Genomic DNA, 19,648 nt, shown 5'->3' on the forward strand with positions numbered 1-19,648 from the left:
CCGCGAAACGGCGGTGCGCTTTTGTGCGCCCGCAGCCAGTTCCACCCCCCTCTGGTGCTCGTTCGAGAGCACCTCCTCAAACCCGAAAGGGAACCCGAAATGAAGGAGAACAACCCCATGCAATCCTGGGCAAAGCGCGGACTCCAGACCGCGTTGGTCACGGGTGGGCTGTTGATGCTGGGCACCGGCATCGCTTCCGCTGACGAACAGGTCAACCCGGACACCCCGGCCTCCCCGCTCGACGCGAACGTCACCGTTCCCATCGAGATCGACAACAACGCCGTCGGCACGCCGCTGGGCCAGGCCGACATCCCCGGCTACAAGGGTGAGGTCAGCACCAAGGCCGTCACCAAGCCGGTTTCCGACGCGATCGACGGCGTCACCTCGCCCGGCAGCAGCACCGACGGCATCGGCGGAGGGCTCCCCAGCCTCTCCGGCAAGAACGCCGTCCCCGCGCCGCTGGCCGCGAAGGACTCGGCCCGTCAGGTCAGCGGTGGGCTGACCGGTGGTGGGTTCACCACCACGGACGACATCCTCAAGGGCAACAAGGTCGTCGGCGACGTCGTCGTCCCGATCCAGATCGTCGACAACGCCATCGGCGTGATCGGCGACGCCGAGGTCGAGGGCGGCAGCCACGACCAGACGTGGTCGCACAACCAGGACATCGAGACCACCGGTGAGGACTCCAGCCTCGCCGGGAACGTCGTGTCCCTGGACTGGGCGCTGCCCGTGCAGATCGCCGGCAACGCCGGTGGGCTCGCCGGTGGCACCGGGCGCGTGGTCGGCGGTTCCGCGAGCCAGAGCACCACCGAGACCGGCAACATCACCACCGACGGCGAGGGCTCCGCCCTTTCCGGCAACGTGGTGGCCGGTCAGTTCGCCACCCCGGTCCAGGTCACCGGCAACGCCGCGTCCTGGATCATCGGCAACGCCAACAGCTCCGGCTACGAGGCCGAGACCGACGCCACCTCCGGCGGCTGGGTCGAGACCGACGGTGACGACAGCGCGCTGGGCGGCAACGTCGGCGCGGTGCCGATCGCCCTCCCGGTGAAGGTGAACGACAACGCGGCGGCCGCGCACGGCTCGCTCGCGAACTCGAACAGCAGCTCCGCGGCGGACGCGCAGGCCGGCGACACCACGCCCGGCTGGAGCAACGTCCCCAGCTACGTGCAGACCTCCGGCGAGGACTCGGCCGTCGCGGGCAACGCGATCGTGCCGCAGACCGCGGACGTCGCGAACGTCGGCGGCGTGGCCGCCAGCTGGGTCGGCCTGGCCAACACCGGCAAGGACGGCGGCACCAGCCACTCCAGCGTCGTCGATGCCGGTGGCTTCGTCAGCTCCGAGGGCGAAGGCTCCGCGGGCGGCGGCAACATCGTCGACCCGGCCGTGGCGGCCCCGGTCGAGGTGACCTGCATCGCGGGCACCTACATCGGCAACGTGTCCTCCACCTCGTGCGAGAACACCGTCGACGCGAACGCCGGCAACGGCAGCCACACCACGGGTGACGACTCCACCCTCGCGGGCAACGTCGTCAACACCCAGGCCGCGCTGGCCCCCGAGGTCTACGGCGTCGGTGGCTCGCACATCGGCCAGGCCGTCGCCGAGGCGACCGAGACCAAGACCGTGACCGCCGGCGGGTACGACGGCACCACGGGCAACGACTCGTCCGGCTCGGGCAACATCGTCCAGGTCCCGGCCGCGGTTCCGGCCGAGGTCTTCGGTGTGGGCGGCTCGTTCATCGGTCAGGGCTCCGGCTCGGCCGACGAGACCAAGGTCGTCTCCGGTGGTGGCGGCGGGAACACCGCCGACGACAACGGCTTCCTCAGCTCCAACCTGGGCACCGTGCCGGTTTCGCTGCCGGTGCAGGCCTTCGGGATCGGTGGCGCGTTCATCGGTCAGGGCCACGGCGGCGCGGACGGCGACACCACCTCGAACGCGGGCGGCGACGTCCACGCGACCGGTGACAACGGCGCGGGCTCGGGCAACCTGGTCTACGGCCCGGTCTCCCTGCCGGTCCAGGCGCACAACTTCGCCGCGGTGCTCGGCGGAATCGCCTCGGGCGAGGGCTCGAACCTGACCGACTCGGCGGCCGGCGGCGACGCCACCGCCAACGGTGACGAAGGCGCCCTGGCGGGCAACATCGTCCAGACGCCGGTCGGCGGCACCGTCCCGGTGACCGGCCTCGGCGCCGCCGCGGCGGGCATCGCCAAGGGCAACAGCGTGAACGACGTCATGTCGGCGGCCGGTGGCGACGCCACCACCACCGGTGACGAAGGCGCGGTCTCGGGCAACATCATCGGCGCGCAGGCGCTGCCGATCGTGCCCGTCACGCACGACGCGGTCGCGGCCGCCGGTATCGCCGACGCCGTCGGCTCCGACACCGTCGACGCCACCTCGGGTGGCGACGTCGAGACCTCGGGCACCGAAGGATCGCTCTCGGGCAACATCCTCGACATCCCGGTCGCGGCCGTTCCGGAGGTGTTCGGCGACGCCATCGCGGCGGCCGGCGGCGTCTCCGAGACCGACGCGGACAGCATGATCGACGGCCAGGCCGGCGGCGACAGCATCACCGACGGCAGTGGAGAGGCCCTGTCGGGCTTCAACTTCCACCACCCGCTGGTGTTCTCGGTTCCGCTGAACGAGCTCGAGATCCCGGTGCTGGCCATCGCGGACGAGAACTCGACCGACAACACCGAGATCAACGACGAGGAGTACACCCGCGCCTTCACCGACACGGTGGGCTCGGAGATGCCGATCGACGCGCTGCCCACCCTGCCCTTCGGCGCCCCCGCGCTGAACGGTGCCGGTGCCATGCCGTCCACCCCGGCGATCGGTGGCGCCCGCGCCGACGGTCCCCAGCTGGGTGGCCTGCAGGCCGGTCTGTCCGCCCTGAAGGGGCTGACGGCTCTCCCGACGCAGATGCCGAAGGCGGACCTGCCCGAGCTGCCCGGCACCCCGGCGCTGCCCGGTGTCCCGGCCCTGCCGAAGACCCCGGCCCTGCCCGGTGACGCCGCTCGTGCGGACGCCCCCAAGGTCGCGCAGCTGCCGGCCCTCCCGGCGCTGAACGGCCTGCCCACCGTCGGCAAGCTGCCGGTGCAGCTCCCCACGGCCGGCGCCCTGCCGACCGCGGGCGCTCTGCCCACCGCGGGTGCGCTCCCGACCGCCGGCGCGCTGCCGGTGCAGCTGCCCACCGCGGGCACGCTGCCGGTCGTGAACAACACCCCGGCGATGCCGACCGCGCAGGTCCCGGCTCTGGCGAACGTCGACTCGTCGCCGCTGAGCATGTTCCAGCGTTTCATCGGCACCCTGACCGGCAAGAAGTTCCACACCATGTGAACCTGCCAGTCGGCTAGCGCCACTGAATGAACCGAAGCGGGCCCGGGAGTCACTCCCGGGCCCGCTTTGTGTCCTGTCCAAGGACGGGCTGAAGGGCGCTTTCCCCGCATGCGATGCGACGAAAGCGCCCTTCGCCTCGTCAGAAGCGGGGAAAGTCCCCTTCAGCCCACGGCCGCTCAGTCGGACCCGGGAGTGAACAGCGCGTCCTGGGCCGCGCCCATCGCGGTCAGCACCGCGCCTTCCAGCACCCCGCTCCCGCCGACGGTCCCCGCCCGCACCTCGGTCCGCAGCGGTGAGATCTCCGCGAGCCTGCCGCTGACCCGGGCCGCCAGCGCGTCGCCACCCGCGCGGCCGATCTCGCCGCCGAGCACGACGCAGCCCGGGTCCAGCACCGCGGTGACCGCGGCCGCGCCGATCGCGATCCGCTCCGCGACGATCTTCAGGAACTCCTCGGCGCCCGCGTCGATCGCGTAGCCGACGGCCGCGGCGGCCGCTTCGGCGTTGTCGGCCGGCGAAGCGGGGATGCCGTGCTCGCGGGCGAGTTCGCAGAACGCGGCACTGCCCGCCAAGGTGTGGAAGCCGCCGTCGCAGTCGGTCGCCGTCGGGAGCCGTCCGGGGCCCAGCATCGGCAGGAACCCGATCTCGCCCGCGCCGCCCGACGCGCCCCGCCGCAGCGAACCGTCGAGGACGACGGCCGCGCCGACGCCGAAACCGAGCCACAGCAGGACGAAAGTGTCGCGGCCGCGGGCGGCGCCGAGCCGCTGTTCGGCGGCGGCCGCGAGGTTGACCTCGTTCTCCAGCAGTACCGGGACACCCTGCCGCCGCCGGAGTTCGTCGACGAGTTTCCCGTGCCACGCGGGCAGTCCGCCGGCCGGTCGCAGACCGCCGGTCGCCGGGTCGACCAGGCCGGGAGCGCCGACGGCGATCGTGTGCAGCGCGGTCGCGCCCGCTTCGGCGGTGGTGGCCTCCAGCAGGGCGATCGCCCGCTCGACGGCCACGTCGGTGTCGACGTCCAGCGCGAACGGCAACGAAGCCTCCGCCCGGGTCTGTCCGAGCAGGTCCGCGACCGAAACGGCCATCCCGTGGGTGCGGACGTCGAGACCGGCGAGGTACGCGCGGTCGGCGACGATGCCGTACAGCTTCGCGTTCGGCCCGCGGCGTTCCGCGCCCGCTTCGCCGACGATCTCGATCAGCCCAGCGTCCTGAAGCCGCTCGACCAGGTCGGCGACGGTCGGCCGGGAGAGCCCGGTCAACGTCTTGAGCTGGGCGGCCGTCAGCGAGCCCTCGCGTTGGAGCAGGTCGAGGGCAAGGCGGTCGTTGATGGCCCGCGCGGTACTCGGGGAGGCGGACGGCATCCGGATGGCACTCACCGTTGGATCCTCCCAGAATTAATTATCAGGTTCCCTTCCTGATAGTTTACGCTGTCGTCGTCGAGTCGTCTCATGGACCTTGGGGGCCCAGTGACCAACACAGTGGAAACCGTCGGTGCGCCGACGCGGCGGGTGCGGCAGGCGCGGGTCGCCATCGCCGCCGTCTTCGCCGTGCACGGCGCGGTGACCGGCAGTTTCGCCACCCGGATCCCGTGGATCCAGGAACACGCGGGGATCAGTGCGGGCCAGCTCGGCCTCGCGCTCGCCTTCCCCGCCATCGGTGCCTCGCTGACCATGCCGCTCGCCGCGCGGATCGGGCACCGGCTCGGCGGCAGGCTGGGGCTTCGGGTGCTGCTGGCGTACTGGACGCTGGCGCTGATCCTCCCGTCCCTGGCGGGAAACCTCTTCACCCTGTGCCTCGCGCTGTTCGTCATGGGCACCGCGGCCGGCACCTCGGACGTGCTGATGAACGCCCTCGGCGTCGACGTCGAGGCGAAGATGGGCAAGTCGGTCATGTCGGGGCTGCACGGGATGTGGACCACCGGCGCGCTCGTCGGCTCCGCGGCGGGCACGCTCGCCGCGCATGCCGCGTTGGACGCCCGTATCCACTTCGCGATCGCGTCCGCGGTGCTCACCATCGCCGGGGCGCTCATCTGTCAGGGCGTGTTCGACGTCCGCAGCGCGCCCGACGAGAACCCGCCGCCGCGGTTCGCGCTGCCGCCGAAGTCGGCCGTGATCATCGGTGCCGTCGCGTTCTGCGCCGTCTTCGCCGAGGGGGCGAGCCTCGACTGGTCCGCCGTCTACCTGCGCGACGTCCTCGGCACTTCGCCGGGCATCGCGGCCGCTTCGACCACCGCGTTCACCTGCACGATGGCGGTCGCCCGCCTCTCCGGTGACGCGCTGGTGCGGCGCTTCGGTTCGGTCAAGACCGTCCGCACGGGTGGCGCTTTCGCGACGGCCGGCGGGCTGATGGTCGTCTTCGCCGCCCATCCGGTGATGGCGATGGCCGGGTTTGGGCTGATCGGGCTCGGCGTCTCCGTCGTGGTGCCGCTCGCCTTCGCGGCGGCCGGGCGCAGCGGGCCGACGCCGAGCCAGTCGATCGCGGGCGTCGCGACCATCACCTACTCCTCGGGGCTCGTCGCGCCGTCGCTGATCGGCGGGATCGCCGACCTGACGTCGCTGACGGTGTCCTTCGCGGTGGTCACGCTGCTGGCGCTCGGCTTGGTGGCGGGCGCCGGCGTCCTTCGCTCCCGTTAGTCGAACTGGAGGGAGCGCTTGGCGAGGCCGTGCCAGTAGCCGTCGATGACGGTTTCGCCCTTCCCCTCCGACGAGCTCGCGCCGAGCGAGACGAACAACGGCGCGAAGTGTTCGATCCTGGGGTGCGCGAGCGCCGCGGCGGGGGCCTTGTGCTGGAAGTCCAGCAACGCGTCGAGGTCGCCGTCGCGCAGGGTTTCCGCACCCCAGTGGTCGAATTCGCTCGACCACGACGGCGGCGCCCCGTCGGTGCCGTCGGTCTGGCTCAGCGCGCTCAGGTTGTGCGTGAAGAAGCCGCTGCCGATGATCAGCACGCCCTCGTCGCGCAGCGGCGCGAGCTTCCGGCCGAGGTCGAACAGCTCCCGCGGGTCCAGCGACGGCATGGACACCTGGAGCACCGGGACGTCGGCGTCCGGGTACATCTCCACGAGCGGGACGTACGCGCCGTGGTCGAGACCGCGGTCGGGCGCGTCGTGGACCGGGGTCTCCGGCGAGCGGAGGAGTTTCCGCACCTTGTCCGCCAGCTGGGGAGCGCCGGGCGCGGCGTATTTCACCTGGTAGTAGTGCTCGGGGAAGCCCCAGAAGTCGTAGACCAGCGGCACCGTGGTGGTGGCGCCGAGGGTCAGCGGTGCCTCTTCCCAGTGCGCGGAGACGACGAGGATCGCCTTCGGCTTTTCGAGGTCCGCCGACCAGCCGGCGAGCTGGCGGGTCCAAGTGGCGTCGTCGGCGAGCGGCGGCGCGCCGTGGCTGAGGTAGAGCACCGGCGTCATGTCTGCTCCAAGTGTTTGAACTTTCAACTACCAGGATAGACGACGTCGCCGGGTTCCGCGTTATTCCCGCGCGAGGTTCGCCGCCATCCGCTCCAGTACGCCGACCGTCGTCCGGTATTCCTCGTCGCTGATGCCTTCGGTCGCGCGGGAACGGAACTCGCCGACCTTGGTCTTCAGCCGGAGATGTGCCTCCCGGCCGGCTTCGGTCAGGCCGCCCTCGTCGATCCAGCCGCGAGTCCGCAGATCCGTGGCGACCGCCCGCACGTCCCCGAAGGGTGACAAGTCCTCGATGTCGATCGTGTTCAGCACCTGCCAGTGGCGACGGGTCAGTCCCTCGTCGGCGAAGACCTTTTCCATGGAAGATTCGAGGGCCTGGTGAAGGTGGGCGAACCAGAAGCCGATGGGTTTCATGGATACTCCTTCATGTAGACGGCAACTACATGTAAAAGTACATGCAACTGGTGAGGATGGGCAATGACGGACGCCGTGGCCGACGTGGAACGCGCGATGATCGCCATCCGGCGGAGTCAGGCGAGGCGGTCGCTGTCGAAACTCGCCCGCGATCGCGCCGAAGCGATGCCGGACCAGGCGGTTCAGGGCCTCCTCGACGCCGTGGAAGCGGCCGAGGAGAACGGCGAACCCGGCACCGTCACCAGCCTCGCGGCGGCGCTGACCATCGACCAGCCGCGCGCGAGCCGTCTGGTCGCGCGGGCGGTCGAGGACGGTTTCCTCCGGCGCGAAGCCGATCAGCGCGACGGCCGCCGGGCCGTTCTCGTGCTCACCGAGACCGGGCGCGCCGCGGTGACGCGTATGCACGAATTCCGCCGTTCGGTGTTCGCCGAGGCGATGGCGGACTGGCCGGACGCGGACCGTGCCGAGTTCGCCCGGCTGCTCACCTCGTTCGTCCGGAACTACGGCGCGCTCGGCGTGAAGTAGTTGACCAGGTTGCCGTCGGGGTCGCGGAACAGCAGGGACCGGTTCCCCCACGGCATCGTGGTCGGCTCCTGGACGATCTCGGCCAGGTCCGCCAGCCGCGCGTACTCCCTGTCGACGTCCTCGACCCGGAATTCGAGGATCGCGGTCCGGTTCGACTCCGGCACCGCGGCGGCGCCGCCGAACAGGGTCATCGTCTCGGCGCTGCCGATCGCCAAGGTGCACGACGGGCCGACGAGCTCGGCGAACTGCTCGGCCCGCCACCGCGCGTCGAGGCCGGTCGCCTTCTCGTAGAACCCGGCGAGCCGGGCGACGTCGTGGGTGATCACGCGGACGGAAACGAACTGCATGGCTGGTCCTTTCGAGGCCGGAAAGCGGAACACCGGCCACGCTAGGAGCAATACCGGGCAGGATCCGCCCGGTATTCTCGGGGCTGTGACCCGGCCCATCTCCCGCGTGCTCGCGTTGCTGGAGATCCTCCAGAGCGGCGGCACGCGCACCGTCGCCGAACTCGCGCGGCGGCTCGACGTCGACGAACGCACCGTCCGCCGCTACGCCGAGCACCTCCTCGACCTGGACATCCCGGTCCGTTCGGTGCGTGGCCGGTACGGCGGCTACCGCCTCGCCCCCGGTTATCGGATGCCGCCGCTGATGCTCACCGACGAGGAGGCACTGGCGGTCTTGCTCGGCCTGGTCGCGGGACAGCGGGCCGGGCTGATCACCACTTCGGTCGCGGCCGCCGAAAGCGCGGTCGCGAAAGTCCGCCGCGTGCTGCCCGAAGCGCTCGGCCGACGGCTGGACGCGCTGCTGGAGACCGCCGACTTCACCGCACCGGCCAGGAAGGCCCTTTCGGCCGAAGCCGAGGTGCTGCTCACCGTCGCGGAGGCGGCGCGGGGCCGCCACCCGGTCGAGCTCGCGTACCTGGCCGGACACGGCGGTGCCAGCGAACGCGTCGTCCATCCGTATGGCGTCGTCGCGCACTCCGGCCGGTGGTACCTGACCGGCTTCGACTCGGCCAGCGGCGAGGTGCGCACCTTCCGCGTCGACCGGATCTCCTCGGCCGAGGCGCGGGCCGGGACCTTCGACCCGCCCGACGGCTTCGACCCGGCCGAACGAGTGCTGACCGCGCTGGCCGAGACGCCGCACCGGCACGACGTCTCCGTGCGGATCCAGGCGACGCCCGACCAGGTCCGCGCCGTCTTCCCGCCGTCCGTGGCCGTCCTGGAAGCGGACGGCGACGGGGTGCGTGCCCGGATCCGGGCCCAGCGGCTCGACTGGATCCCGCCGCTGCTCGCCGCGCTCGACCGGCCGTTCGTGATCGAGCGGCCCGCCGAGCTCCGCGACCTGGTCGGCGCGCTGGCGGACCGGCTCGCGGAGCGTGCCAGGGAAAGGTGAGCTCACTTGCCGCAGAACACCTTCTTGACGAGCTTGTCCAGAGCCGCCGGGTACGACGGCACCGGGTCGTTCTCGGGGTCGCCCGCGGTGATCGACCCGGTCAGCGTCTTGCTGCCGTCGGGCGTGCTGTACATCAACGCCCCATAGCCGTTGTTGCTGCCGTTGTGATTGAGCACGATGCCGCAACCGGGGCCCAAGTCCTGCGAGAACTGTCCGAGACCGTAGAAGCCGTAGAGGCTCGCGCTTCCGGGGTGGGTTTTGCGCATCTCGGTCATCAGCCAGGCCGGGAGGAGCTTTCCGCTTTGCAGAGCGGAAAAGTACGTCTGGAGATCCTTGGTCGTCGAGATCATGTCCCCGGCGCTGGAGATCCAGGACGGGTTCTGGTGGGTGACGTCGATCGTCTTCCGCTGACCGCCGTCGTCGTACTGGTAGTAGGCGTGGGCGTACGGCTGGGGCATCCCCGGCCAGGCGCCCGGCGACAGCGTGTCACGCAGCTTGAGCGGTCGCAGGATCCGCCGGTCCAGCTCCTCGGCGAAGGGGCGGCCGGTGAGTTTCTCGACGAGCAGCCTGGCCACCACGTAGTTGGTGTTGGAGTAGTCCCAGCGCGCGCCCGGTTCGAAGACCGGGGACTTCGACACCGCCAGCCGGACCAGCTCCTCGGGCCGGTAGGTGTGGAAACGCAGGTCCACCCATTCCTTGCCGGCCCACGGGATTCCCGGCGTGACCGTCCCGTCCGGGTTGTACTGGCCGGTGTGGTTGAACAGCCCGCTCGTGTGCTGCAGCAGCATCCGAACGGTGATCCGCGAGTCCAGCCCGAACTGGGGAAGGAACCCCGCCACCGGGGTGTCGAGCCCGATCCTGCCCTCGGCCACCAGCTGCAGCACCAAGGTCGCGGTGAAGTTCTTCGTGGTGCTGCCGACGCGGAAGTGACCGTTGGTCGGCGGTTTCGCGGTGCCGCCCAGCTCGCGCGAACCGGCGCTGCCGGTCCATTCGCCCCGCTCGTCACGGACGCGCACCTGCATCCCGCCGAATCCGGCGTCCACGAACTCTTGCATGGTCCGCTGCAGGTCCGGGCGGGCCGATGCGGCGGACGCCGTCGGCACGGTCAGGCCCGTCAGCAGCGCGGCGGCCAGCGCCGCGGCGCCGACCCGGCGGACGATGTTCTTGGTACCCCTCAGTGATGTCCTCATGTCGACTACGTTCGCGGACCCCGCTGACACGAGGCAGTCACGCCGCTGACATGGGACGGTCACGCGTCAGCGTGAGACGCGGGCCTCGATGCCGTCGAGCAGGCAGTCGAGCCCGATCCGGAAGGTTTCGTCGGCGTCGAGGTGGGCGGCGTCGCGCACCACCGTGGCCAGTGTCGGGAGCTTGCCGGAGGCGAAGGCCCGCGTCAGATAAGGACCGAATTCGGCCTGCCAGCGCTTCTCGTCCATTCCGGTGGCCCGCTCCGCCCGCCGTTCGGCGATCTCCCGCCGCACCGCGCCGATCGTGTAAGCGTTGACCGCGGCGACCACCGGCATGATCGCGTCCACGCCGAGGTCGTTCAGCTCGGCCATCACGGCCTCCGCGCTCGCCATCGTCTGCGGCCCGAGCCGCGGCCTGCCGCCCAGGAGTTCGGCGAGCCATTCGTGCTCCTGCACGGTGCGCCGCATGGCTTCGGCGAAGGATCGCAGTGTTTCCCGCCAGCCCTCCCCGGCGGGCCGGATCTCGGCGTGGGCGGCGTCGACCATCAGGTCGAGCAGCTCCTCCTTGCTGTCGATGTAGCCGTAAAGCCGCATCGGGCCGACGTCCAGCGCGGTCGCGATCTTGCGCAGCGACACCGCGTCCAGGCCGTCCGCGTCGGCCAGCTCGATCGCCGTCCGCACGATCCGGTCCCGGCTCAACGGGGCCAGCGCCGGCCTGCTCGGTGGCTCCGGCCTCTCCCACACCAACATGCCGGTGACAATACAACGCATCGAGCGATACAGTGTATTGAGCAATACACTGTATCGCCGGAGGGGAACCATGACCATCGCCATCGTCGGAGCGGGCCTCGGCGGCCTGGCTCTCGCCCGGGTTCTGCACGTCAACGGCATCGAGTCAGTCGTCTACGAGCGCGAAGCGTCGCGCGAGGCGCGCGGCCAGGGCGGCATGCTCGACATCCATTCCGGTCAGCCGGCGTTGCGCGAAGCCGGGCTGATCGACGGGTTTTTCGCGATCGCCCGCGGCGAGGGCCAGGACATGAAGCTTCTCGAGTCGGACGGCACGCTGCTGTTGCAGGAGGACACTCCCGACGACGCCCCGCTCGCCCGGCCCGAAGTCGACCGCGCCGACCTGCGTGACCTGCTGCTGGACTCCCTCCCGGACGACACGGTGCGCTGGGGGCACGCCTACGAGTCCGCGGAAAACGGCGTCGTGCGCTTCGCCGATGGCACCAGTGCGGCGTACGGCCTGCTGGTCGGCGCCGACGGCGCGAACTCCCGCGTCCGCGCGCTGCTCACCGACGCCCGTCCGTCGCATCTCGGGCAGAACATCGTCGAGGTCGGGATTCCCGACATCGACCGCACGCACCCCGGTCTCGCGGCGATGGTCGGCCGCGGCAACTACTGGGTGTTCGGCGACGGGGTGTCCTTGGGGGCGCAGCGCAACGGCGACGGCCGCGTCCGCATCGGCCTCAGCTTCTACAACACCGGCGAGGACTGGCTCGCGACCAGCGGGATCCCGTTCGACGACCCGGCCGCCGCCAAAGCGCGGCTGATCGAGCTGCTCCCGGGCTGGGACGCGAGGTTCATCGCGCTGATCGAGGCCTGCGACGACGTGGTCGTGCCGCGGTCGCTCACCACCCTGCCGCTCGGCCTTACCTGGGCGCCGGCGCCGGACGTCACCCTGCTCGGCGACGCCGCGCACCTGATGCCGCCGGTGGGCGAGGGTGCCAACATGGCCCTGCTCGACGGCGCCCGGCTCGGGCTGGCGCTGGCCGCGCACCCGGACGACTTCCCCGCCGCCGTCAAGGAATACGAACGCGAGATGTTCGAGCGCACCGGCGACGCCGCCCGCATGTCCGCGCGGGTGCAAGAAATGCTGATGTCGCCGAACGCCGCTCGGCGGATGCTCGCGTTCTTCCAGCCGGACTGAGCTCGTTCACCCGGTCAGGCAGTGCTGCACGAGCGGACCGAACGAGGCGACCAGTTCGTCGACGGACGCCGAGGCGATCGGCTCGACGCGCACGATGTACCGGGCCACCGCGAGCCCCAGGATCTGGACGTTGACCATGCTCGCTCGCCGCAGGGCGTCCGGCGTGCCGAGCAGCGCCGCGATCCGCCCGGTGATCTCCCGGTCGATGAATTCGCGCAGCAGCGCTTCCGACTTCGGGTCGGTGGGCGCCGACCTGGTCAGCATGACCAGCGGCGTGCGGTCGGACTTGTCGAGGTTCTCCAGCAGCGTCCGGACGACGCGCTCGCCGAGGGTGCCGAGTTCGCCGTCGAACAGCGACTCGATGGCGGGCGGGACGTCCTCGGACAGTTCGATCACCGCGCCGAACAGACCCTGTTTGGTGCCGAAGAAGTAGAAGACCATCGCCGGGTCGACCCCCGTCGTCGGCGTTATTACCTGTGCACGGCGGTTTTCCTGGCGAAGTTCGCCATCGCCGCGGCGGTGCTGGTGCCGCTGTACCTGGCCGAAGCGGTGGTCCCGCTCGGCATCGTCGCGACGCTGCTGGGCGGGGCGCCCGCGGCGGGCGTCTGCGTCTACCTGTGCTGGCGGATCCTGCGCGAGCGAACGGTGGCGTAAGCTATGAACATAAAACCAATCTGTTCATACGTGCACAGGAGCAAGGATGCCGACCCCGTTCAGCGCTGAGGACCGCGCCCGGATCACCGAGCTGCTCCTGGACACCGGACGTCGGCTGTTCGCGGTCCAAGGTCTGCGCAAGACCTCCCTGGACGATCTCGTCGACCCCGCCGGAATCGCCAAAAGCAGCTTCTACGCCTTCTTCGATTCCAAGGAAGCGCTCTATCTGGAGCTGATGCTGCGGCAGGCCCCGCAGCTGCACGAACGCTTGGCGGAGGTGCTGGACGAGGCCGAAAACGCGCGCGCCGCCCTCGGCGGTTTCCTGCGCGCCACCGTGCGGATGCTGGACGAAAACCCGCTCTACCGGCGGCTCGTCACCCATCCCGAGGAGATGCGGGCGGTGACCCGGCGCATGGGCCCGGAGGAGATGGCCAGGGCGGAGCGGCTGCTGCCGCTGCCCGGGTTCCTGGAAGCGGCCAGGGGCAAGGGGCAGCTCGTCGAGGTCGACGACGACGAACTGCTCGGGGTGCTCCAGGCCGTACTGCTGCTGCCCATGCATCGCCAGGACCTCGGCGAACAGCGCTACCCCGCCGTGCTCGACAGGCTCATCGACATCGTGGCCACAGGGCTGACCAAGGAGTGAGCGTGCGCGAAGGGGTACTGGCAGGCGGCGCCGCCTACCTGGAGTTCGGAACGGGAAGGCCGCTCGTGGTCTTCCGCACGGTGCTGCCGGACTCGGCCAACCCCACGGGGGCCGCCCGGTGGGCGGAGGCGCGCTCGCTCAAGCCGCTGGCCGCGCGCTTCACCGTGCTGGCGGTCGGCCGCCGTCCCGGACTCGAACCCGGCGTCACCATGGCCGATCTCGCCGCTCACCACGCCGAGGAGCTGCGGGCCCGGTTCGATCGCCCGGTGGACGTGCTCGGCCTGTCCACGGCCGGGTGTCTGGCGCTGCAATTCGCCGCCGACCATCCCCGCCTGGTGCGAAGGCTGGTGGTCGGGGCCGCGGGCGTCCGTCTCGGACCGGACGGCCGTCGCGTCCAGCGCGAGTACGCGGACCTGCTGGCCGCCGGGCGATACCGCGCCGCGGCCAAGGCGCTGGCACCCACGGTCGCGGATTCCCGGCTCGGACGCGTCTTGATGGCCGGTTTGCTGGGGCTGACCGGCGGTCGCCCGGCGGACCCGAGCGGAATGGTGGCCATGCTGCGCGCCGAGGACACCTTCGACATCGAAGACCGTCTTGGCGAGATCACCGCCCCCACCTTGGTGATCGCGGGCTCGCGGGACGTCCTCTACCCGCCGGAACTCGCCGAACGGGTCGCGAGCGGAGTGCGCCACGGCGAACTCGAGATCTACGAAGGACGGCGGCACCACACCGTGATGACCGACCGCCGCTTCGCCAGGGACGTCGTCGACTTCCTCGGCCGCTTTTAAGGAACGTTCGTTCTTGACTGATCGTTCCTCAAAAGTCTATCGTCGTGGCATGGGCAGGCGAAGGGCGTTCGACGAGGACGAGGTGGTGCGCGCCGCCGTCGGGTTGTTCGGCGGCCGCGCGTACGACGGGGTGTCCGTCGACGATCTCGTCACCCACCTCGGTGTGCACCGCAACAGCCTGTACAAGACGTTCGGCAGCAAGCGCGGCCTCTACCTGGTCGCCCTGCGCCGCCACCTCGCCGACGACGTCCGCCCCTTGGCCGAGGCGCTCGCCGCGGCGACGGACGCAACGACCGCGCTGCGGCTCGTCACGTCGGCCGACCTCGGACTGCTGCTGCTCGCGGCTGTCGAACGGGCGCCGGCCGACGAGGAGGTGGCCGCCGAGGTCGCCGCGGGGCTGGCCGCCGTCGACCAGGCGATCGCCGACGCGCTCGGCATCCCCACCGCCCTGGCCGCCGCGCTCACGGCCGCCGCACTGGGCCTCCTCCTGCGCGGCGACCCCGACGGTGTCGGCACCGCGCTCACCCAACGCCTCGATCCGCTCGACTGAAAAGGGAAACAGACATGGCACTGGTCACCATCGACGGCGAAGACCTCGTCGTCGTGATCGAAGGTCTCGACAAGCTCTGGGCCCTGAAGAGCAGCCTGACCATCCCGCTGGCCAACGTCCGCGGCGCGACCGCGGACCCCGGCGTCGCCGCCGACCCCAAGGGAATCCGGGCGCCCGGTGCCCACCTGCCCGGGGTGATCACCGCGGGCACGTTCCATCTCGACGGCGAAAAGGTGTTCTGGGACGTCAAGAACCCGTCGAAGGCCGTCGTGATCGAACTCGCCGACGAGCGCTACACCCGGCTGGTCCTCCAGGTCGACGATCCGCGCGCGACCGTCGCGCTGGTCGAGAAGGCACTGCGGTGAAAGGGTTTCAGCTCGGGCGGGTCCGCTGGTCGTAGCCTTGCTGGCACTTCTGGATCTCGTCGGTGTGGGCGACCGTCCAGTCGTACAGCCGCCCGAACGGCTCCCGAAGGGATTCGCCGAGCGGGGTGAGGGAGTACTCCACCCCGACAGGGGACGTCGGCAGCACCCGCCGCTCGATCATCCCGTTGCGTTCCAGCCGGCGCAGGGTCTGGGTCAGGACCCGCTGGGTCACGCCTTCGAGGCGGCGTTTGATGTCGTTGAAGCGGCGAGGCTTTTCGAGGACGGCCATCGTCATCATCGACCACTTGTCGGCGATCTGGTCGAGAATCGGACGGCTCGGGCAGTCGGCGCGGTACACGGTGCCGGTATCGGCGTCGGTGCCAGAAGCGGCCATACCGGTATCCTCCGCGATCCTTGAGATGCCCAAAGTGCGTTCTTGACGGTGATCGATCCCCACCGGAATCTAGGTATACATCAGGAACCTAGATGCCTGCCAGGTACGGATCGGAGAGCTGAATGCACCACGACGCCTACACGGCCCTGCGAGTGAGCCGCGAGGCCGGCATCGTCCGCGTCACCCTCGACAACCCACCCGTCAACGTCCTCGACGTCACGCTCATGACGGACCTCCGGCGGCTGCTGACCACGTTGCGGGACGACGACTCGGCCCGGGTGATCGTGTTCGACAGCGCCGACCCGGAGTTCTTCATCGCCCACGTCGACATGTCCCTGGTCGACGCGCCGGACGCCTTCGACGGACTCGCGGCCGAGGTGCCCGAAGGGATCAACGTCTTCCAGGCGCTGGGGGAACTGTTGCGGCACCAGCCTCAGGTGACGATCGTCAAGCTCGCCGGCCTCGCCCGCGGCGGAGGGGCGGAATTCGTCACGGCCGCGGACATGACGTTCGCGGCGATCGGCACGGGCGGAATCGGCCAGATCGAGGCCCTCATGGGAATCGTCCCCGGAGGCGGAGGCACCCAGTACCTCGCCGGCCGGATCGGCCGCAATCGCGCTTTGGAAGCGGTGCTCAGCGCCGACCTGTACGACGCGCAGACGGCCGAACGCTACGGCTGGGTCAACCGGGCTCTGCCCGCCGACGAGCTCGACGACGTCGTCGACCGGCTGGCCCGCGACATCGCCGCACTGCCCGACGGCGTGATCGCCGCCGCTAAACACGCCATCGCCCCCGACGATCTGGCCGAGGGCTACCGGCGGGAACACGACGCCTGGGCGGGCCAGTTCGTCCGGCCCGCGGCCGAACGGCTGATCCGGGCCGGTCTGGCCCACGGCGCCCAGACCCGTGACGGCGAACGCGATCTGGAGGGCTTGCTCCGCAGGCTGGCAGGCTGATCAGCGCGCCAGCCCCGGCTAGTCGTGCGAGAGGTCGACGAAGCGGCTGTAGTGCAGCTGGTGCGCGACGGTGATCGTCGCCGTCGGCCCGGCACGGTGCTTCGCGATGATCAGGTCCGCCTCACCGGCGCGCGGGTCGTCCCGCTCCCAGGCGTCGGGCCGGTTGACCAGGATGACGAGGTCGGCGTCCTGCTCCAGCGAGCCGGACTCACGGAGGTCGGAAAGCATCGGGCGTTTGTCGGTCCGCTGCTCGGGACCACGGTTCAGCTGGCTGATCGCGATCACCGGGACCTCGATCTCCTTGGCCAGCAGCTTCATCTGCCGCGAGAACTCCGAGACTTCCTGCTGCCGGGACTCGACGCGCTTTCCCGAGGTCATCAGCTGGAGGTAGTCGAGGACGACGAGTTTGAGGTCGTTGCGCTGCTTCAGCCGCCGGGCCTTCGCGCGGATCTCCATCATCGTCATGTTCGGCGAATCGTCGACGAACAGCGGCGCCTCGGAGACCTCGCTCATTCGGCGCGCGAGCCGCGTCCAGTCGTCGTCGGACATCTTTCCACCGCGCATGTCCGCCAGGCGGATCCGCGCTTCGGCCGAGAGCATGCGCATGACGATCTCGGTCCTGCTCATTTCCAGCGAGAAGATCACGCTGGTCAGACCGTGTTTGATGGACGCCGAACGCGCGAAATCCAGTCCTAGGGTCGATTTCCCTACCCCGGGCCGCGCGGCGACGATGATCATCTGGCCGGGGTGCAGACCGTTGGTCAGATCGTCGAAGTCGGCGAACCCGGTCGGGATGCCCTGCGACTGCCCGCCGCGCGACGCGATCGCGTCGATCTCGTCCATGGTCGGCTGGAGCAGCTCTTCCAGCGCGACGTAGTCCTCGCTGGTGCGCCGCTCGGTGACGTCGTAGATCGCGGCCTGCGCGCGGTCGACGACCTCGTCGATGTTCGCGCCGTCGGCCGCGGCCGCGCCGTAGCCGTACTGCACGATCCGCGTGCCCGCCTCGACCAGGCGCCGCAGCACCGCCTTCTCGGAGACGATCTCCGCGTAGTACCCGGCGTTCGCCGCCGTCGGCACCGTCGCGATCAGGGTGTGCAGGTACGGGGCGCCACCGACGCGGCCGAGTTCGCCTCGGCGTTCCAGTTCGGCGGAGACGGTGATCGGGTCGGCGGGCTCGCCGCGCCCGTAGAGATCGAGCACGACGTCGTAGATCGCCTGGTGCGCGGGGCGGTAGAAATCGTCGGGTCCGAGGGCTTCGATGACGTCGGCGACGGCGTCCTTCGACAGCAGCATGCCGCCGAGCACGGACTGCTCGGCGGCGATGTCCTGCGGAGGCTGGCGGTCGTATTCGCCGCCACGCGGACCGGGGTCGCTGGGACCCGGGTCGGACTCCGAGTACATCGGATTGCGGTCGTCGGTCAGCGCCACCGCTGCTGCCACCTCCTCAAGACATCGAACACGCGTTCGATTATGCCAGATTTTCCCCGGTCACTCCGCCTGCGCTCGCCGGCTGCCCTCCCCTGGCTCCCGGCGCTCCCCTGCGTCCACCTCGGGACCGGACGACCACCACGGTGCGTACCGGCCCGACGGGCACGGTAGGCCCCCCGAAAGGACCAGCGCAATTTCGCCTGGGGACCGCCCTGTGGATAACCTGGGGATGACTACGGGCATCCCTTCACAGGTGACCCGTAGCCTGTGTACAACTTGTGGGCAACGGTGGGATGGTCTGACAAAAGTGCTGCTCAAGGCCTGTGGAGACACTGTGGAGAACTTCATTCAAGTCTATCCGGCGTGTCGGGCGAAACACGTCGTTCGGCGTGTCGCACGAGGGCGCACAGGGGTGCCCTGTGGATGAATGCCACGCAGAGTAGAGGGATGACCCGGTGGACTGAACGGCACGGAATTCAGGACGCGAACAACCTGCCCTGTGCGCTCCGTAGTCGTTCTCCGAGAACCTGCTGGTCGGCGGGCGTGAAGGCGATCCTCGGCTCGCCACTCCCCGGTATCTCTTCGGTCAGCCACCGGCCCTCGGTCGTATCGATGTAGTTCACCGGGCGTTCGATCCGCTGCCGCGCGCCGCTCCGGCCGCGAGCGGCGACATACAGGCTGCCGCTACCCAAACGGCGTAACGCGAGAATGCGGCGAAGCTCGTCCGCCTCCTGGCTCCCGGCGCTCTGGCGACCGCTGCGAAGCACCTCGAAACCCTCGTCCTGCGCTGTCGACGACGAGCGCGGGGCTTCGACCTGACTCTTCGGGACGGCGACCGGACGGCCACGCCCCGGCGCGAGCTTCGGGATCTGGTCGAGGAACTCGGTGAGCAGTTCTTCGGGCCGCACCGAGGCGAGCGCGACGCCGTCGTGCTCGCTGTGGCGGGCGAGGACGAAGCCCTCGCCACCCGCGCTCCCCGCGAGCAGGGTGAAGCTCAGCGCCTTGCCTTCGAAACCGCCGTCGACCCAGCCGTAGTACTCCAGCGACGGCCTGGCGATCGCTTCGAGTGTCGCCTTGAACCCGGGGTGCAGGCCCCGCGCGCCGAAGAGCCCCTGGCTCGCCAGCTCTTCGTTGGTCCGCTCGTCCTCGGCCCGCTGCGCGCCCTCGTCGTACCAGGTCGGCGTCTCCGACAGGATCGTGTGCGGCTCGCCGCCACGGCGGCGGATCAGCGTGATGAGGGTGCCGGTCGTGATCGTGACCTGCTTGTCCAGCACCGGAACTGCCCCCTAGTCGTTCATGTTCGTCCAGCCCGGAACGAGACAAGCCGGGCGCGGCCCCAATCTTGGCACGCGCCCGGCCTGGTTGTTCGTATTACTCCCCGATCACCGGCGGTGCGGTGAGTTCGTCGGTTCCGAAGATCTCGTTGGGGTCGTCGCCGACCAGGAATTTGGAGCTGCGCTCCTCGTCCTCGCCGCCCTTCCCCTTGGCGCCACCGGCTCCCATACCGCCCATGCCACCCATCATTCCGCCCGCGCCGCGACCGGCTCCGGCGCCGGAACCACCCGCGCCACCGCCGCCCATGCCGGCGCCGCCCATCGCCCCCGCGTTGCCGGGCAGGGCCGCGCCGCTGCCGCCGCCGGGGCCGAACCCGCCGCCACCGGGACCGAAGCCGCCGTCCGGGCCGAAGCCGCCCGC

At 70.4% G+C, this 19,648-nt stretch carries 21 protein-coding genes and 1 pseudogene; 11 read left to right on the top strand and 11 right to left on the bottom strand.

All coding sequences use genetic code 11. From position 1 onward, the window contains the following. Positions 1 to 117 precede the first annotated feature (117 nt). The gene (locus CFP71_RS18595; protein ID WP_167406175.1) at positions 118 to 3,336 is read left to right on the top strand and encodes a beta strand repeat-containing protein; all 3,219 of its coding nucleotides are present in this window, start codon (positions 118 to 120) and stop codon (positions 3,334 to 3,336) included. A gap of 176 nt (positions 3,337 to 3,512) precedes the next feature. Here the strand turns inward: CFP71_RS18595 and CFP71_RS18600 are convergent, their stop codons facing one another. Beyond that, complete coding sequence (locus CFP71_RS18600; protein WP_208635984.1) at positions 3,513 to 4,706, bottom strand: ROK family transcriptional regulator; 1,194 nt, start codon at positions 4,704 to 4,706, stop codon at positions 3,513 to 3,515. Positions 4,707 to 4,796: 90 nt separating this feature from the next. Between CFP71_RS18600 and CFP71_RS18605 the strand changes: the two genes are divergently transcribed. Then, complete coding sequence (locus CFP71_RS18605; RefSeq protein WP_093935133.1) at positions 4,797 to 5,963, top strand: MFS transporter; 1,167 nt, start codon at positions 4,797 to 4,799, stop codon at positions 5,961 to 5,963. On the opposite strand, the gene CFP71_RS18610 is transcribed toward CFP71_RS18605, so the two are convergent. Together CFP71_RS18610 and CFP71_RS18615 are read right to left on the bottom strand one after the other, a co-directional pair. Next, a complete protein-coding gene (locus tag CFP71_RS18610; protein ID WP_093935134.1) occupies positions 5,960 to 6,730 on the bottom strand; it encodes a dioxygenase family protein in 771 nt (256 codons plus the stop codon). The genes CFP71_RS18605 and CFP71_RS18610 overlap by 4 nt on opposite strands. Before the next feature lie 60 nt (positions 6,731 to 6,790). Next, on the bottom strand, positions 6,791 to 7,141 hold the full coding sequence (locus CFP71_RS18615; RefSeq protein ID WP_093935135.1) for a hypothetical protein: 351 nt from the start codon (positions 7,139 to 7,141) through the stop codon (positions 6,791 to 6,793). Positions 7,142 to 7,204: 63 nt separating this feature from the next. Here CFP71_RS18615 and CFP71_RS18620 point away from each other — a divergent pair, with 63 nt between their 5' ends. Further along, on the top strand, positions 7,205 to 7,666 hold the full coding sequence (locus tag CFP71_RS18620; protein ID WP_093935136.1) for a MarR family winged helix-turn-helix transcriptional regulator: 462 nt from the start codon (positions 7,205 to 7,207) through the stop codon (positions 7,664 to 7,666). On the opposite strand, the gene CFP71_RS18625 is transcribed toward CFP71_RS18620, so the two are convergent. Beyond that, positions 7,642 to 8,013, bottom strand: coding sequence for a VOC family protein (locus CFP71_RS18625; RefSeq protein ID WP_093935137.1), 372 nt, complete (start codon positions 8,011 to 8,013; stop codon positions 7,642 to 7,644). The two genes, CFP71_RS18620 and CFP71_RS18625, sit on opposite strands and share 25 nt — an antisense overlap. Positions 8,014 to 8,098: 85 nt before the next feature. Between CFP71_RS18625 and CFP71_RS18630 the strand changes: the two genes are divergently transcribed. Continuing rightward, positions 8,099 to 9,058 (top strand): helix-turn-helix transcriptional regulator, encoded by a 960-nt coding sequence (locus CFP71_RS18630; RefSeq protein WP_093935138.1) that lies wholly within the window; start codon positions 8,099 to 8,101, stop codon positions 9,056 to 9,058. A gap of 2 nt (positions 9,059 to 9,060) precedes the next feature. Here CFP71_RS18630 and CFP71_RS18635 read toward each other — a convergent pair whose 3' ends face one another. After that, positions 9,061 to 10,248, bottom strand: a complete 1,188-nt coding sequence (locus tag CFP71_RS18635) for a serine hydrolase domain-containing protein (RefSeq protein ID WP_093935139.1) — start codon at positions 10,246 to 10,248, stop codon at positions 9,061 to 9,063. Positions 10,249 to 10,314: 66 nt separating this feature from the next. Continuing rightward, positions 10,315 to 10,995, bottom strand: a complete 681-nt coding sequence (locus tag CFP71_RS18640; protein ID WP_093935140.1) for a TetR/AcrR family transcriptional regulator — start codon at positions 10,993 to 10,995, stop codon at positions 10,315 to 10,317. Positions 10,996 to 11,065: 70 nt separating this feature from the next. On the opposite strand from CFP71_RS18640, the gene CFP71_RS18645 reads away from it, so the two are divergent. Beyond that, on the top strand, positions 11,066 to 12,175 hold the full coding sequence (locus tag CFP71_RS18645; protein ID WP_093935141.1) for an FAD-dependent oxidoreductase: 1,110 nt from the start codon (positions 11,066 to 11,068) through the stop codon (positions 12,173 to 12,175). Between the two features lie 6 nt (positions 12,176 to 12,181). On the opposite strand, the gene CFP71_RS18650 is transcribed toward CFP71_RS18645, so the two are convergent. Further along, positions 12,182 to 12,616, bottom strand: a complete 435-nt coding sequence (locus CFP71_RS18650; protein ID WP_093935142.1) for a TetR/AcrR family transcriptional regulator — start codon at positions 12,614 to 12,616, stop codon at positions 12,182 to 12,184. Between the two features lie 78 nt (positions 12,617 to 12,694). On the opposite strand from CFP71_RS18650, the gene CFP71_RS45345 reads away from it, so the two are divergent. From CFP71_RS45345 to CFP71_RS18675, 5 genes are read left to right on the top strand one after another with little or no spacing between them, the layout of a single operon-like run. Then, complete coding sequence (locus tag CFP71_RS45345) at positions 12,695 to 12,829, top strand: hypothetical protein (protein WP_279629229.1); 135 nt, start codon at positions 12,695 to 12,697, stop codon at positions 12,827 to 12,829. Positions 12,830 to 12,875: 46 nt separating this feature from the next. Further along, positions 12,876 to 13,472 carry a TetR/AcrR family transcriptional regulator gene (locus tag CFP71_RS18660; RefSeq protein WP_093935143.1) on the top strand — a complete coding sequence of 199 codons (597 nt, stop codon included), beginning with the start codon at positions 12,876 to 12,878 and terminating at the stop codon, positions 13,470 to 13,472. Between the two features lie 2 nt (positions 13,473 to 13,474). Next, positions 13,475 to 14,260, top strand: a complete 786-nt coding sequence (locus CFP71_RS18665; protein WP_093935144.1) for an alpha/beta fold hydrolase — start codon at positions 13,475 to 13,477, stop codon at positions 14,258 to 14,260. Positions 14,261 to 14,309: 49 nt separating this feature from the next. Then, a complete protein-coding gene (locus CFP71_RS18670; RefSeq protein ID WP_167406176.1) occupies positions 14,310 to 14,810 on the top strand; it encodes a TetR/AcrR family transcriptional regulator in 501 nt (166 codons plus the stop codon). A gap of 14 nt (positions 14,811 to 14,824) precedes the next feature. Then, on the top strand, positions 14,825 to 15,175 hold the full coding sequence (locus CFP71_RS18675; RefSeq protein WP_093935146.1) for a hypothetical protein: 351 nt from the start codon (positions 14,825 to 14,827) through the stop codon (positions 15,173 to 15,175). Between the two features lie 7 nt (positions 15,176 to 15,182). On the opposite strand, the gene CFP71_RS18680 is transcribed toward CFP71_RS18675, so the two are convergent. Continuing rightward, positions 15,183 to 15,569 (bottom strand): winged helix-turn-helix transcriptional regulator, encoded by a 387-nt coding sequence (locus tag CFP71_RS18680; protein ID WP_093935147.1) that lies wholly within the window; start codon positions 15,567 to 15,569, stop codon positions 15,183 to 15,185. Between the two features lie 122 nt (positions 15,570 to 15,691). Between CFP71_RS18680 and CFP71_RS18685 the strand changes: the two genes are divergently transcribed. Further along, positions 15,692 to 16,525 (top strand): enoyl-CoA hydratase/isomerase family protein, encoded by an 834-nt coding sequence (locus CFP71_RS18685; RefSeq protein WP_093935148.1) that lies wholly within the window; start codon positions 15,692 to 15,694, stop codon positions 16,523 to 16,525. A gap of 18 nt (positions 16,526 to 16,543) precedes the next feature. On the opposite strand, the gene dnaB is transcribed toward CFP71_RS18685, so the two are convergent. The 3 genes and pseudogenes from dnaB to CFP71_RS18700 all read right to left on the bottom strand — a co-directional run. Then, entirely contained in the window at positions 16,544 to 17,953 is a 1,410-nt protein-coding gene (gene dnaB, locus CFP71_RS18690; protein ID WP_093935149.1) for a replicative DNA helicase, read from the bottom strand. A gap of 476 nt (positions 17,954 to 18,429) precedes the next feature. Continuing rightward, positions 18,430 to 19,227: an ESX secretion-associated protein EspG gene (locus CFP71_RS18695; RefSeq protein ID WP_093935150.1), complete on the bottom strand. Its 798-nt coding sequence runs from the start codon at positions 19,225 to 19,227 to the stop codon at positions 18,430 to 18,432. 97 nt (positions 19,228 to 19,324) lie between these two features. Continuing rightward, positions 19,325 to 19,648: pseudogene (locus CFP71_RS18700) on the bottom strand (hypothetical protein); the annotation flags it as partial.

The sequence above is a fragment of the Amycolatopsis thailandensis genome (genome assembly GCF_002234405.1).
Taxonomy (GTDB): domain Bacteria; phylum Actinomycetota; class Actinomycetes; order Mycobacteriales; family Pseudonocardiaceae; genus Amycolatopsis; species Amycolatopsis thailandensis.

Bases quoted from the DNA above. Each gene is read 5' to 3' on its own strand.
- CFP71_RS18595 (WP_167406175.1), top strand. From the start codon at position 118: ATGCAATCCTGGGCAAAGCGCGGACTCCAGACCGCGTTGGTCACGGGT.
- CFP71_RS18610 (WP_093935134.1), bottom strand. From the start codon at position 6,730: ATGACGCCGGTGCTCTACCTCAGCCACGGCGCGCCGCCGCTCGCCGAC.
- CFP71_RS18615 (WP_093935135.1), bottom strand. From the start codon at position 7,141: ATGAAACCCATCGGCTTCTGGTTCGCCCACCTTCACCAGGCCCTCGAA.
- CFP71_RS18620 (WP_093935136.1), top strand. From the start codon at position 7,205: ATGACGGACGCCGTGGCCGACGTGGAACGCGCGATGATCGCCATCCGG.
- CFP71_RS18625 (WP_093935137.1), bottom strand. From the start codon at position 8,013: ATGCAGTTCGTTTCCGTCCGCGTGATCACCCACGACGTCGCCCGGCTC.
- CFP71_RS18635 (WP_093935139.1), bottom strand. From the start codon at position 10,248: ATGAGGACATCACTGAGGGGTACCAAGAACATCGTCCGCCGGGTCGGC.
- CFP71_RS18640 (WP_093935140.1), bottom strand. From the start codon at position 10,995: ATGTTGGTGTGGGAGAGGCCGGAGCCACCGAGCAGGCCGGCGCTGGCC.
- CFP71_RS18645 (WP_093935141.1), top strand. From the start codon at position 11,066: ATGACCATCGCCATCGTCGGAGCGGGCCTCGGCGGCCTGGCTCTCGCC.
- CFP71_RS18650 (WP_093935142.1), bottom strand. From the start codon at position 12,616: ATGGTCTTCTACTTCTTCGGCACCAAACAGGGTCTGTTCGGCGCGGTG.
- CFP71_RS18660 (WP_093935143.1), top strand. From the start codon at position 12,876: ATGCCGACCCCGTTCAGCGCTGAGGACCGCGCCCGGATCACCGAGCTG.
- CFP71_RS18670 (WP_167406176.1), top strand. From the start codon at position 14,310: ATGGGCAGGCGAAGGGCGTTCGACGAGGACGAGGTGGTGCGCGCCGCC.
- CFP71_RS18675 (WP_093935146.1), top strand. From the start codon at position 14,825: ATGGCACTGGTCACCATCGACGGCGAAGACCTCGTCGTCGTGATCGAA.
- CFP71_RS18680 (WP_093935147.1), bottom strand. From the start codon at position 15,569: ATGGCCGCTTCTGGCACCGACGCCGATACCGGCACCGTGTACCGCGCC.
- CFP71_RS18685 (WP_093935148.1), top strand. From the start codon at position 15,692: ATGCACCACGACGCCTACACGGCCCTGCGAGTGAGCCGCGAGGCCGGC.